Annotated in this window: 10 protein-coding genes; 8 read left to right on the top strand and 2 right to left on the bottom strand. The window is 34.6% G+C overall.

From position 1 onward, the window contains the following. The first annotated feature begins 48 nt into the window (after positions 1 to 48). From celB to CN692_RS05390, 7 genes are all read left to right on the top strand, one after another. Positions 49 to 1,353, top strand: coding sequence for a PTS cellobiose transporter subunit IIC (gene celB, locus CN692_RS05420; protein WP_098118117.1), 1,305 nt, complete (start codon positions 49 to 51; stop codon positions 1,351 to 1,353). A 113-nt stretch (positions 1,354 to 1,466) separates the two neighbouring features. Beyond that, on the top strand, positions 1,467 to 1,982 hold the full coding sequence (locus CN692_RS05415; RefSeq protein WP_098118116.1) for an RDD family protein: 516 nt from the start codon (positions 1,467 to 1,469) through the stop codon (positions 1,980 to 1,982). Positions 1,983 to 2,010: 28 nt separating this feature from the next. Then, positions 2,011 to 2,319 (top strand): PTS sugar transporter subunit IIB, encoded by a 309-nt coding sequence (locus CN692_RS05410; protein WP_098118115.1) that lies wholly within the window; start codon positions 2,011 to 2,013, stop codon positions 2,317 to 2,319. Between the two features lie 115 nt (positions 2,320 to 2,434). Beyond that, on the top strand, positions 2,435 to 2,746 hold the full coding sequence (locus tag CN692_RS05405) for a PTS lactose/cellobiose transporter subunit IIA (RefSeq protein ID WP_098118114.1): 312 nt from the start codon (positions 2,435 to 2,437) through the stop codon (positions 2,744 to 2,746). Next, positions 2,746 to 4,062 carry a 6-phospho-beta-glucosidase gene (locus tag CN692_RS05400; protein WP_098118113.1) on the top strand — a complete coding sequence of 439 codons (1,317 nt, stop codon included), beginning with the start codon at positions 2,746 to 2,748 and terminating at the stop codon, positions 4,060 to 4,062. The genes CN692_RS05405 and CN692_RS05400 overlap by 1 nt, the downstream gene beginning before the upstream one ends. 494 nt (positions 4,063 to 4,556) lie before the next feature. After that, complete coding sequence (locus tag CN692_RS05395; RefSeq protein ID WP_098118112.1) at positions 4,557 to 9,110, top strand: S8 family serine peptidase; 4,554 nt, start codon at positions 4,557 to 4,559, stop codon at positions 9,108 to 9,110. Beyond that, positions 9,076 to 9,303 (top strand): hypothetical protein, encoded by a 228-nt coding sequence (locus CN692_RS05390; protein ID WP_098118111.1) that lies wholly within the window; start codon positions 9,076 to 9,078, stop codon positions 9,301 to 9,303. The genes CN692_RS05395 and CN692_RS05390 overlap by 35 nt, the downstream gene beginning before the upstream one ends. 947 nt (positions 9,304 to 10,250) lie before the next feature. Here CN692_RS05390 and CN692_RS05385 read toward each other — a convergent pair. Beyond that, the gene (locus tag CN692_RS05385; protein ID WP_098118110.1) at positions 10,251 to 11,669 is read right to left on the bottom strand and encodes an amino acid permease; all 1,419 of its coding nucleotides are present in this window, start codon (positions 11,667 to 11,669) and stop codon (positions 10,251 to 10,253) included. A gap of 651 nt (positions 11,670 to 12,320) precedes the next feature. Between CN692_RS05385 and CN692_RS05380 the strand changes: the two genes are divergently transcribed. Continuing rightward, entirely contained in the window at positions 12,321 to 13,592 is a 1,272-nt protein-coding gene (locus CN692_RS05380) for an efflux RND transporter periplasmic adaptor subunit (protein WP_098118109.1), read from the top strand. Positions 13,593 to 13,779: 187 nt separating this feature from the next. On the opposite strand, the gene CN692_RS05375 is transcribed toward CN692_RS05380, so the two are convergent. Next, entirely contained in the window at positions 13,780 to 13,998 is a 219-nt protein-coding gene (locus tag CN692_RS05375) for a DUF6199 family natural product biosynthesis protein (RefSeq protein ID WP_098118108.1), read from the bottom strand. Between the last annotated feature and the right edge of the window lie 719 nt (positions 13,999 to 14,717).

Raw genomic sequence — 14,717 nt, 5'->3', positions numbered from 1 at the left:
GAATTTCCAAATTTACTAAGATCCTTAATCCTCAGAGAGGTGAGAAAAATGAAAAGTAATTTTTTTGAAAGAAAATTCTTACCGATTGCTTCTAAAATAGGCAATCAAAGACACTTACTAGCTTTACGTGACGGTATTATGTTTGCAATGCCACTAATGATTATTGGTTCATTTTTCATTATCGTAGCTTGGTTAGAAGCAGATTGGTATCAAAACTTTATGTCAAAAGTGTTTGGTGAAAATTGGAATGCTTTTGGAGACATCGTATATAACGGTTCAATGGGGATTATCGCCTTAGTAGCAGTATTTGGTGTTGCATACTCGTTAGCTAGTAGCTATAAGGTCGATAAAAAGAATATTGACGGAGTTCCAGCCGGAGTATTAGCGTTAGCAAGTTATTTAATTGTTAACATTATGAGCACTTTTAAAGTCGGTAAGGAAACTGTATCGGCTTGGTCACCTGATCTTTTTGGTGCACAATACTTGTTCGTTGGATTAATCATTGCAATTATTACTGCTGAAATTTATCGTTTCTTCTTACAAAAGAAGATCATTATTACGTTACCAGACACGGTACCGCCATCGGTTTCTCGTTCATTTACGGCTCTTATTCCTGGTTTTGTGATTATCCTTTTCTTCTTACTAGTTAGATATGGATTTAGTCATACAGGTTGGGGAGATTTTGCAACTTTTGTTCATAAAGTTGTGACACGACCATTTACAATTTTAGGTTCAACTTATATTGGTACGCTTGTCGCGTGTTTAATGGAACATCTATTATGGAGCTTTGGTATCCACGGTTCATCAATCATTACATCTGTTATGGAACCAATTTGGATACAAAATGCTGATGCTAACTTAGCAGCAGTAAAAGCTGGTAAAGCACTACCACATATCATTACGTATACATTCTATGAAAATGGAATCTGGATGGGTGGATCAGGTGCTACTTTACCGGTAGCAATCTATATGACGTTTTTAGCGAAGTCAAAACTACTTAAGAAGGTAGGACGTCTAGCAATTGGACCTTCGATATTTAACGTTAATGAACCAATAATGTTTGGTGTTCCAATCGTTTTAAATCCATTTTTAATCGTTCCTTATATTCTGGCACCAGTAGCAGTGTTAACGGTTACGTATTTTGGTACAGCGATGGGAATTTTCCCTCATACAACAGGAACAATAATTCCTTGGACAACCCCGTATTTCATAAGCGGATATCTTATGACGGGTGGAAAAATTATGGGTGTAGTTATGCAATTAGTCGCTTTTGCAGTAGCATCACTTATTTGGTTCCCATTCATTCGTATGTGGGATAAGAAAAATTTGGAATTGGAGAAAGCTAAAAATTAATTTTAAGCCGATCTCCTTTCGGGTGTCATCCGATACATGAATGGCACCCAAATCATTTCGATGATTTGATAGGTCTTTAAAAAACGGATTATTGATTAGAAGGGACTACAACTATGGAAAATCGACAAAAAATTATTACTTCGTTTCGATTAAAAAGAATCGGTGCCTTTATCATTGATGCAATAATTGTTTCAATCATCTTGTCAATCGTATATAGAATAACGGGACTGCCAAACTTTCCAGGAGTTCTTGCAAATATGATAGAGCTTCAAAAATCTACAGCAAGTCAAGATGCTGCGGTAAAGGTAATGGCTCTTTTTAATGAAGCGTTTCTACAATCGCTTATAATCTATTTTTGTTATGACGTTGTAACAACTTTATTGTTAAGAGGATCGACAATTGGAAAGATGCTCTTCCGATTAAAGTTAACACGTATTAATAACCAAAAAGGAAAACTACCTTATATATTACTAGTGATTGTTAGAAGTTTCTTTAAATTTTTGACGATGTTCATTTTTCAAGGTTTCCCATTCTTTTTATCTGTTATTAGCATGTTTGCTAATAAAAAATCTTTAGCTGTACACGATCGAATCGGACGCTTTGTCGTTATTAATAAGAACGAATTATAAAAACTTACTAAAGAAAGAGGAAATTATCATGAATATTTTACTTTGCTGTGCTGCTGGAATGTCAACTAGTCTAATCGTTTCAAAAATGGAAAAAGTTGCTGAGTCAAACGGAATTACAGCACGTATATGGGCAGTTTCTGAATCAGTTGTTCGTTCAGAAATCGATGAGGCTGATGTGTTATTACTAGGACCACAAGTACGATTCCTTTTAGAAGAAATGGAAGAAATCTGCGGAGAGAAAAATATTCCGGTTGAAGTAATTAATATGATGAATTATGGCATGTGTGATGGTGAAGCGATCTTAGAACAAGCCATCGAATTAATTAAAAACAAGTAGTCTTAATTATTGAGAAGTGACTCTTCTTCTCTTTATTCAAGCAATTTACGATGATTGCCTTAAACGAGAGGTATATAATAAAAAATTTTAATAAAAAAGAGAGGAGGTCATTTTTATGATTAAAAATGAAACGGAAATTTTCACACTGATCCTACACGGTGGTAACGGTCGAAGTGCAGCAATGGAAGCTATTAAAGCAGCAAAGAAAAAAGACTTCGTATTAGCACATAAGAAATTGCAAGAAGCGGGTGATGCTTTAAATGAAGCACATCATATTCAAACAACCCTTATTCAATCTGAGATTGGTGGCACTCCAACAGAGATTTCACTTTTAATGATTCACGCACAAGATCACTTAATGAATGCAATGACCGTAAAAGACATGGCAAAAGAATTCGTTGACTTGTATGAAGGGGGTCAAAAATAATGTCTAAGAAACTTAAAATTGTTACAATAGGCGGGGGTTCAAGCTATACGCCAGAACTGGTTGAAGGCATTATTAACCGTTATGAACAAATACCAGTATCAGAACTTTGGCTTGTTGACGTAGAGGCAGGTCGTGAAAAATTAGAAACAGTTGGTGCTTTAGCAAAACGTATGGTCAAAAAGGCCGGAGTTCCAATGGAAATTCATCTTTCTTATAATCGTCGTGAGGCTTTGAAGGATGCTGATTTTGTTACAACACAGCTTCGCGTTGGACAACTAGCTGCTCGTGCTCTTGATGAAAGAATTCCGCTTAAACATGGTGTAATTGGTCAAGAGACAAATGGGGCAGGCGGATTGTTTAAAGCACTACGTACAATTCCAGTTATTTTAGATATTTGTAATGAAGTTGAAGAGCTATGCCCGAATGCTTGGATACTAAACTTTACAAACCCTGCAGGCATGGTGACAGAGGCGGCATTAAGATATTCAAATATTAAAAGATTTATAGGTCTTTGTAATATACCGATCGGAATGGAAATGGGTATTGCAAAACTTTTAAATGTAGATCACTCACGCGTACGAATTGATTTTGCAGGCCTAAATCATATGGTATTTGGAGTAGAGGTTTATTTAGATGGATTTAGTGTAAAAGAGCAAGTACTTGAAATGATTATGGACCCAACTAATGCAAGCTTTGTAAAAAATATAGATGCAGAAGAGTGGGCACCTGAATTCCTTAAAGCAATTAATGTCATTCCTTGTTCATATCATCACTATTACTACAAAACATCTGAGATGCTAGAAAGAGCATTAAAAGACTTTGAGTCGAACGAAACACGCGCAGAAGTCGTGCAAAAAATTGAAGCATCTCTTTTTGAAAAATACAAAGATGAAGCGCTAGATGTAAAACCACCGGAGTTAGAAGAACGTGGTGGGGCTTACTATTCTGATGCGGCATGTCGATTAATCTCATCGATTTATAATGATACAAGAGATATTCAACCATTGAATACGGTGAATAAAGGAGCAATTTCAGGCTTACCATATGATAGTGCTGTAGAAGTAAGTTGTGTGATCACGAAAGATGGACCAGTTCCATTAACAATGGGAGAACTACCAGTTCCTGTTCGAGGTTTAATTCAAACGATTAAATCGTTTGAACAAACGGCAATTGAGGCTGCTGTAGAAGGTAATCGTGAAAAAGCAATTCTTGCTTTAACGATTAATCCACTTGTAGCGAATGATAAACTTGCTGTAGCAATTGTAGACGAGATGCTTGAAGCACATAAACAATATTTACCTAAGTTCTTTAAATAAAACAAATGTCTTAAGGTGGCGACCATAATGTGGTGCTGCCTTTTTTATTTAGAGATACTATCTACTCATTTCCTCAAAATGCACTACATACTTTTTATTCAGGAGTTTAATAATTTGTTTTCCAAAAAGTCTTGAAGGGGTTCGTTTGAGTTTTAAACATTCTGTGAATATTTATCTATAAGAATTCTGAATATAGAACTTTAAATCTATAGAAATAAGCTAAAAACGCTAATTTAATACAAAATTTTACAAAATCTTATTAAAAATACATAAAAATTTAAAAAAATTAAAAATATTAGGAATTTTATAAAGGAATTTCGACTCAAAAAAAGAATTATTTAAATTATCTATTATTTACTTAAAAACTTTATTAAAGAATTATTAAAAAAGTATGGGTATTAATAGGACAGTATAGATGAAGGGAGAAATAAGGGGGTTATCTGGAAAAAAATGTTAGGGGTAATTTGGCACGTTCTTGATCGAGAAACGATTCTATGAATCTGTCGATATTCCTCGATTTACTGTACTTAACAGGGGAAGTTTTTGTACTAATCTATTTTATTATTCATTTAAAAATTATATTTTTTGAGAGGAAATGGGAAATGACTAACAAAAAGAATCGTAAAGTTACTACATATGCTCTGGCATCTGCTCTTGCTCTTTCTAATTTAGCTTTTGTTGCACCTACATCAGCTGCTTCTTACCGCCCGGGTGATTTGCAGTCAAAATTAGATCAACTTAGACAATTAGATTCAAAGAATCTTAATACAAAGAATAATAGTAACGTAGCAGAAACTGCTGATCGTGCTAATTTAAAAGCTTCAGATAAAGTGCGCGTTATCGTTGAAGTTGATGGACAATCTCCAGTTGAATATGCAACTAAACAAGGTAAATTATTTAAAGACTTATCTGCAAGTCAAAAATCTAGTCTTTATGCTACAGTAGAAAGCCAACAAAACTCAGTAAAATCAAATTTACAATCAAAAGGAATTAGCATTAGCTATAAGAAACAATTCTCAACTGCATTTAATGGTTTCAGTGGTGTAGTTGAATACGGTGATGTAGCAAAAATTGAAGCTACTTCAGGTGTAAAAAATGTTTATTTAGCGAACGAATACAATCGTCCTACTGCTGAGCCTTCTACGCCAGATATGACGAAGAGTCATCAATTTATCCAGTCTAAGGAAACTTGGAAAGACACTGGATATGACGGTAAAGGGATGGTTATCTCAATTATCGATACAGGTATTGACCCTACTCACCGCGACTTTAAATTAACTGATCCTTCAAAAGAGGACTTAACGAAAGACTCAGTAGCTCAGCTTGTAAAAGATAAAGGACTTCCAGGTAAATTCTACACTGACAAAGTTCCTTATGGTTATAACTATTATGACCAAAACAGCATTGTAACAGACCTTGGACCAGGGGCTTCAATGCACGGTATGCACGTAGCAGGTATTACAGCTGCTAACGGTGACGAAGCAAACGGTGGTATTAAAGGGGTTGCACCGGAAGCGCAAGTTCTTGCGATGAAGGTATTCAGTAATGACCCAAGTTACCCATCTACATGGTCAGATATTTATCTTGCAGCAATCGATGATTCTATTAAACTAGGTGCTGATGTATTAAACATGAGTCTTGGTTCAGTAGCATCTTCTTATGAGCCAAATAGTGCAGAGGATCTTGCCATTACTCGTGCAGTTGATAACGGTATTGTATGTGCTGTTTCTTCTGGTAACTCAAATCATATTGGTTACGGATGGGATAATCCATTATCACAAAATCCTGATATCGGTGTAACAGGTGCGCCTGGTCTTAACAAAGATACAATTTCAGTAGCTGCTTCTGGAAATGAAGCTTATCTATATGAAAATGCGATTACTGTTGATGGAAATAATAGTTTAAGTGTCTTAGGAAAAGGTATTGATGGTTGGAAAGATCTATCAGATAAATTTGGTGGAAATATTCCAGTTGTAAACCTTGGTAAAAACGGTGATGGAAGCTACAAATTAGGTGGACCAGATGATTATAAAGGTGTAGATGTTAAAGGGAAAATCGTATTAGTGGCGCGTGGTTCATATACTTTTGCAGATAAGACGAAGTATGCTGCTCAAGCGGGTGCTGCTGGTATTATCGTATGGAATGCGACAAACGGAGTACAATACGCTGACCAAGGCGGTTGGGATGTTCCAATCATGCTTGTTAACTCTTATGCAGATGGAGTAGCATTAGCGAACGCAATTAATGGTTCAGGAACAATCCATGTTAACCAAACAGCTAAAAATGAAAGTCCTGAAATGGGCCGTATGACAAGCTTTACTTCATGGGGTGTTACACCAAGTCTTGAGTTAAAACCTGAAATCACTGCTCCAGGTGGAAATATTTACTCAACTGTTAATAACAACCAATATGAGGTAATGAGTGGTACTTCAATGGCAGCTCCACACGTAGCTGGTGGTTCTGCATTAGTACAAGAGTACTTAAAAAATGATACACGCTTTAGCTCTTTAAGCGTTAGCGAGCGTACTCATTTAGCAAAAGTATTATTAATGAATACAGCTAAAGTTATAAACGATTTAGATGGTCATCCGTACTCTCCACGCCGTCAAGGTGCTGGTATGATGCAAATTGAAAATGCTGTTAAAACACCAGTTTATTTCTATAATAAGTCAACAGGTGAAGCAAAGTACGAATTGAAAGATTTCCAATCTAAACAAGTTTCAATGACGTTCACTGCTAAAAATATTTCTGATAAAGATGCATTCTATAAAGTAGATACAACTGCACTAACTGATGAATTTGATCAAGTTACTGGCGTTGATCGTAATAAACTTCAAACAGGTAAACTTGATGGAGTTAAAATCGATGCTCCTGAAACAGTTATGGTACCAGCAGGTAAATCAGTAGATTTCACTGTAAAAGTTGATTTAACGAATGCAACAATTCCAGGATTCGATAAAGATGGTAAACCAGCTACTAAAGCTCTTCATGACAATATTTTTGTTGAAGGTTCAGTAAATCTTATCGGTACAGTTGGAAATCCAAACTTAACGGCTCCATACGTAGGCTACTACGGTGAGTGGGATAAACTGCCAATCGTTGATGGAACGAAAGATCTTGGTGAAACACGTTATTTCAATTTACAAAAGCTTTATGGTTCAGGTGCTCATGATATGACACGTGATGGTGATAATTACTTCTACAATTCTGTTCCTGGTAAAAACTTCTATGCGTTATCACCAAACACAGATGGATTCGCTGACGATATCAATGCACTTCCATCATTCTTAAGAAATGCTTCAGAAGTACAATATAACATCCTTGATAACAACGGCAAATTCCTTCGTCGTTTATCTGCTCAATCAGATGTTACTAAAAATGCTTATGATAATGGTAAAGGCCAGATCATGAAGGATAGTGAGTCAACTATTTGGGATGGTAAAGTAAACGGTCAAGTAGTTCCTGACGGTTTATATAAATATGAGATTAAATCTGTAATTGGCTATAAAGATGCAGAGTGGCAATCTAAGACAATCCCTGTTTACGTTGATACTCACGCTCCAAGTATTAAAGCAACTTACGATCCAGATAAAAAAGTTGTAACTTGGGAAGGTTCAGATGATGGAACTGGAGTTCAAGTTTATGGTGTCTTTGTAAATGGAACTCTTAAAGGAACAACTGACTCTACAAAATCATCATTTGATTTATCTACAGCACCTGATAAATCAGTAGTTGAAGTACTTGCGATGGACTACGCTGGTAATGCAGCAGAAGATACTGCGGCAATTGGTGACGTAGATCTTCCATTAGTGTACATTACTGACGGTACATCAGATGGTAAAGGCGGTTATGTTCCAAATTCTCCAGAACCATGGGGAGCATATAGTGACAATAAAGTACCAGTTAAAGGTTTCGTAACAGATGAAATTGGTATTAAAGCAGTTAAAGTTAATGGAAAAGAAGTACCAGTTACTTATGATGCGAAGACTGACCACTACAACTATTCAACAACTGTAACGTTTGACCAAGATGGTCCTTACACTGTACAAGTTGAAGCAACAGACTTTGCGAATAAGAGCTTCTCAGTTGCTCGTCACGTGTATATTGATACACATGCAGCAGAAATTACTACAGATGCACCTGCTCGCGTTGATAAAAACGTAGATCAAGTGTCATTCAATGTAAACTTAAAAGATAACTATAGCTACTTAAACTTCTACGTTGGTGAAAACCACGAATTTGAAATACCATTAATTAGCCCAGTGGATGTTGTAAAACCACTAAACAAAGATTATAAAGTAACTGTTCCTTTAAAAGAGGGAGAAAACAAAATTACGTTAAGAGCGACTGACCTTGCTGGTAATGAAACAGTGAAGGAAGTAGTAATTAATCGTGCAGATGCTCCAAAAACAACTGGTTGGGTAGTTAATGACGATAATAAAGTTTACTACTACGACGAAGATGGTAAAATGCACAAAGGCTTCTTAGAGCTAAAACAAACAGAAGACGATTACACTTGGGTATCTACTTACTACTTCGACCCATCTACTGGTGTAATGAAAACTGGTTGGTTAGATTTAAGTGGAAAACGCTATTACTTTGACGAAGGCGGTTCAATGGCAACAGACATCACGTTTGTTCCAGAAAACAATACGTACTTCTACTTTGATTCAAAAGGTGTAGCGCAATCTGGTATCTTCAACTTATACGGTGATAAAGCATACTTTGATGCAAAATCAGGTTTATTACGCAAAGCTTGGAAACAAGTTGGTTCTAAAATGGTTTATGCAGACAAAGATGGTACTTTACACATTGGTTGGTTAAACAATAGTGGCAAGTGGTACTACTTTAATAAAGATGGCTACATGCAAACTGGTTGGTTAAACGATGGTAAAGACACTTACTATTTAAACAGTAAAGGTGAAAAAGTTACTGGCTGGAATGTAATCTCAGGAAAAACTTACTACTTCAATTCAACTGGTGTGAAAGCAAAAGCTGGTTGGTTATCAGTAAGTGGTAAGAAATATNNAATACTACTACTTCGATAAAAACGGTGTAGTAAAAACTGGCTGGTTAACAGTAAGTGGTAAAAAATACTACTTAAACAGCGATGGATCAAGATTTAACAATGGCTGGAAAAAAATAAGTGGTAAATATTATTACTTCAACAAATCAGGCGTAATGGCTGTAAATACTAAAGTTGGTAAATATAAAGTTGGAAAAGACGGAGCTAGAAAATAAGCTTTGACCTTTGAATACTCGAAGTTCTACCAATAATAGATAACCCAAGAGCATGTATCTGGTACAATACCGGGTGCATGCTTTTTTTATTAGAGAGTGGAATAGGTCGTTTGAAGTGCAGAAAAACCACGAGGGAATTAATCTGCTTGTGGTTTTAGTGTGTTTAAAGAAAACCTAGGTAATATTGAAAAAAGAATTGAAGTTAATAGTGATCGATTCACGCGATCGTAAATTACATTGAATATGAAAAATGGTTACTCAGGTAAGGTCATGAGTAAGTAAAAAGGTGAAATTATGAAAAATGGTTACTCATAGAGTGTTCATGAGTAAGTAAAGGAGCAGAAATCTATAAAAGTGTTACTCATAGAGTGTTCATGAGTAAGTAAAGGAGCAGAAATCTACAAAAGTGTTACTCATAGAGTGTTCATGAGTAAGTAAAAGAGCTGAAATCTATGAAAGTGTTACTCATAGAGTGTTCATGAGTAAGTAGAAGAGCAAAAATCTATAAAAGTGTTACTCATAGAGTGTTCATGAGTAAGTAAAAGAGGAGAAATCTACGAAAGTGTTACTCATAGAAGGTTTATGAGTAAGTAAAAGAGGAGAAATCTACGAAAGTGTTACTCATAAATGGTTCATGAGTAAGTAAAAGAGGAGAAATCTATAAAAGTGTTACTCATAGAGTGTTCATAAGTAACTAAAAAGGTAGAAAAATGAAAAACAGTTACTCATAGAAGGTTCATGAGTAAGTAATAGAGCAGAAATCTATAAAAGTGTTACTCATAGAAGGTTCATGAGTAAGTAAAAGAGCAGAAATCTACGAAAGTGTTACTCATAAAGGGTTCATGAGTAAGTAAAAATATAAAAAATAGTTACTCATAGAAAGCATAAAACCACGAGGGAATTAATCTCCTCGTGGTTTTCATTCGTTATGAGCTTTTGAAATAAATTTAGCTTATTTTAGTTTTATGATCTTGTTGTTCCTTCCCTAAAGCACTTCTCTTCTTACCATATAACGCGTAAACAATAAGTCCGATCACCATCCATACGATAAATCTAATAAATGTAATCTTTGGAAGACTAGCAATTAAATATGCCGAGAACCCGATACCGATTAGTGGGATAATTGGAACTAATGGTGTTTTGAATCCTCTTTTTAAATCAGGACGTTTTACACGTAATACAATAATTGAAGAACAAATTAAGATAAATGCTGTTAATGTACCGATATTAACTAACTCAGCTACTTCATTGATTGGAGTAAAGCCTGCTACGAATGCAGTAATTAACCCAATTAGTAAAGTAGGACGATAAGGTGTTTTATATTTTGGATGTAACTTTGTAAACCATTTTGGTAATAAACCATCACGACTCATTGAGAACCAAATTCGTGATCCGGCAAGCATAAATGAGAACAATACTGATAGAATCCCTGTAATTGCAGCGGCAGAAATAATTAAAGTAATCCATTTCATTCCAATATTACTGAATGCTTTTGCTACAGGTGCTGCGTTATTAAGTGTTTCATATGGAGCCATTCCTGTAATAATAAGTGACATTGCAACATACAAGCATAAAGCAACGCCTAATGATATGATGACTGCTAGTGGTAAATCACGTTGCGGTCTTTTTGCTTCCTCTGCTGCTGTAGTTAGCGTGTCATAACCGAATACAGCAAAGAATACTAGAGCTGCTCCACTCATTACGCCATGGAAACCAAAAGGCATGAATGGGTGCCAGTTAGCAGTATTAATATGAAAGCTTCCTACGCCAATAACTAAAAGAATAATACCTAATTTAATGATAACCATTAATGAATTAAATTTTGAACCCATTTCGGTTCCTAATGTAAGTAAGCCTGCAATACCAAAACTAACTAAAACTGCTATTAAGTCTACTTTGTGACCTGCTCCAGAACCAGGAGCACCTTGTGCCCATACAGGAATGTGAACACCTATTTGTAATAAAAACTCCTGCATATAGCCTGACCAACCAATCGCGACTACAGCGACAACTAGTGCATACTCAAGTAACAAATCCCATCCAATTAGCCATGCGGTTCCTTCTCCCAAAACAGCATAACTATAAGTATAGGCACTTCCAGCCACCGGTATTAAACCAGCAAATTCTGCATAACACAATGCTGCTGCAGCGCTAGCTAATCCTGCAATAATAAAAGACAAAAGTACTGCTGGACCAGCATGTTTAGATGCTGCCACACCAGTTAATACGAAGATACCAACACCTATAATACCTCCTAAACCAATGGCAGTCAGTTGCCATAAGCCTAAAACGCGATTAAGTCCAGTGTTTTTTGCCCCATCCAGTTGAAGCTGTTCAATAGACTTTTTCCTAAAAAATGCATTCATTCATGACTCCCCCTTTTTGTGAATAATCTGTATTTTTTGTAAATAACTGCGCGTAAAACAAAATTGTGTGCAGTAATTAATAAATTTGAAGCGGGAGAGTTTAACTAATTCCCAAATTCATTGATAGAGATAAATACTTTAGAATACTAGTAATCTATTTCTTGTTAAAAACTTTTTAATTATATTGGAAAAATTATCCTATTACCTGAGGATTTATTTCGTATTGTAACATAGTTCAATAATACTACGCAATAATAGTATGAATCTTTTAAATATTGTATTTTTGTTTGAGCGTATATTATTTCTTACTTTTCCGATTAAAATGTATGCTGAAATACATAGGTGTATCAAGGGGGAATGCGACTTTTTAATTAGATGTCTCTAAACTTATTTTTCTTCTAAAATTTGAGATAAAAAAATATAAATAATTTTTCAGTTATACTAATTTAAATATTCTGAAATATCAAATAAATAAGTAAACTGAGCGAATATACCTATTAAAATGAACAAAATGGCAATAATAAGTGATTATTAAAAAAAACATATTAAATATTTATCATTTTCTAAAAAATCTCCTTGAAACACTATATAAAAAAATAGACAATAGACTATGGAGAAGTAGTTTTTTTGTAATGAGGAAGGGGTATAGTTATGGAATCGGCGAAAAGAATTGACGAGGAAAAAGAACAAGTAAAAATAATTACACCAAACCAGAAGAAGTATATTTTAATAGGAGTCATTGTTCTTTTAATCGTTTCCGTGATTCTTAGCGTAACAGTAGTTGAAGTTAGAAAAAGTAAATCAGAAACATTACAGTTTATCAGTCCAGCAGTTAAAAGTTTTACAAAGACTGAAACTGTGTCCGGTCGCGTAGTTCAAAGTCATACTGATACAATTTATGTAAATCCAGCTAAAGGATCTATAAATGAAATTTTCGTAAAAGAGGGAGACACAGTCACTAAAGGACAAAAACTTTTTTCTTATGAAAATACTACTCTAGCAGCTGAACTTGGACAAGCTGAAGTTAATAAGAAACTAGCAGAAACTAGCGTTACTCAGAAAAAAGAACAAGTTTCTTCGCTAGAACAAGACATTCAAAGCGCAAGCACGGAGACTGAGTCTAATACAACTGATGAAAATAAATCAACAGATAAATCAACAGATAAAACTGATACTACAACTAATGCAGCAATAATTCAAACACTTCAAGCTGAATTAAATACTGCGAAAGAAGAATTAAATGCAGCAGAATTAAAAGTAGAACAATACACACTTGAAGCTGAAAAATTAAAAGCACAACAAGGAGCATTAACTGTTAATAGCAATAATGAAGGTGTCGTACTTAACTTGAACAAAGACATTGGTCAAGGCTTTAAAGCAACAGACAAACAACAAATTTCAATTATGCAAATTGCTTCAAATGAACCTTTCCAAATTGAAGGAAAACTAACAGAAGAAGAAAAATCAAAAATTGAACCAGGTCAAGCGATTAAAGTTACTTCAAGTATTGTCGGAAATACGAACTGGAAAGGAAGTATTTCAGAGGTTAGTAACTATCCTATGAACAATACATCCACTGATCAAGAAAAGGACTCAAAAAAAGAATCTGATGCATACTACACTTTTAGAGCAACTTTAGATTCACAAGAAAAACTATATCCTGGCTACGAAACAAATCTTAATGTTGTAGTAGAGTCAAAAGATTTATTATCAGTACCTGCAACAAGTGTTAAAGGATCAGGGAAATCAAAATACGTGTATCTGCTTAAAAAAGGTAAAATAGTTAAACAAAATGTCAAGATTGGCCAAAAACAAGGAAAATATGTTGCTATCCTTAAAGGAGTAAAGGAAGGGGATAAAATAGGTAAAAATCCTTCCTGGACTGTCCGCGCTGGAACTAAGATTGATTTAGATAAGAAATAAAAGAGAATATCACTTTAGGGAATATATTATCTGTTAAGGAACAGACGGTATGCGGGCGGAAGATTGGGAGTCGGGATTTAAGTTTCCAATGAACCCCTTACGTTCACCCTAGTTTAGAGCAAATTAATAAACAGCGGCTGTCTAAATGATGGTCGCTGTTTTTATTCAGAACATATTATTCTTGTAGTTATGTTAAACTATAATAAATTCCTGGGATAAGCAAAATAAGAGCAACTATTAAGAGGATTACTCCACCAATACGTGTAGTTATTAAATAGAAATCAGATGGTTCTGAACCAACTGAGGATTTCCAACTTTCGGTAATGAACCAAATCACTTCAGGTTTAAAAAATGCTAGTCCTGCAATTATAAGCAGAACGATACCTACGAATATCACCTCAAACATATAAGAACCCTCCTAAAATATTTTATTCTTTACTGATCCTGAGATGAGTATAAAGAATTTAGTAAGTATTGAGTATACGATCCCTACTTATCAATTAATGGTTGTTAACGGTTTTATTAGAAAATATTTAGAAAATTTTAATAATTAAATTTTATCATCTAAAGGGAAAGTTCAACATATTTTTGTTCTTTATTAAGAAAAAATAGTAAGGGGAAGATAAATGTCTTATTTCTATTCTAATAGTAAGAATTTGAGTGAAAGGTCTCTTTATATTGATTGGGTAAAATGAGTAATGGCGAAATAAGAATTGAGGGATCGTAAATAAGAGGTCTAATAGTGCAATTAAATAAGATGAAGTTGCAAATAAAACAGCCAACTGCAAATAAATATCGAGAATCGCAAATAAAATCGTGGAATCGCAAATAAATTTCAAGAATCGCAAATAAAATCGTGGAATCGCAATTAAATTTTAAGAATCGCAAATAAAATCGTGGAATCGCAAATAAATTTCAAGAATCGCAAATAAAATCGGAGAATCGCAATTAAGATAAAAAAGCACCCATACCGGTTAGGGTATATTGACTTCATAATTATATAAAATCGGCTTATTTTAAAGGGAAAGCTGCAAGCTATCCATAATTCTTTCTAAATCGAACATAAAAAACGATGAAATCGGCTAGTTATCTATAAAAATAGGTCGTAATATCAATTACAAATGA

Origin of the sequence: Bacillus sp. AFS002410, assembly GCF_002556365.1 — a bacterium.
In the GTDB taxonomy this organism is placed as follows: domain Bacteria; phylum Bacillota; class Bacilli; order Bacillales; family Bacillaceae_G; genus Gottfriedia.
Note: the sequence above shows the minus strand (reverse complement) of the source record. Positions and strands in the feature narration are given on the sequence as shown.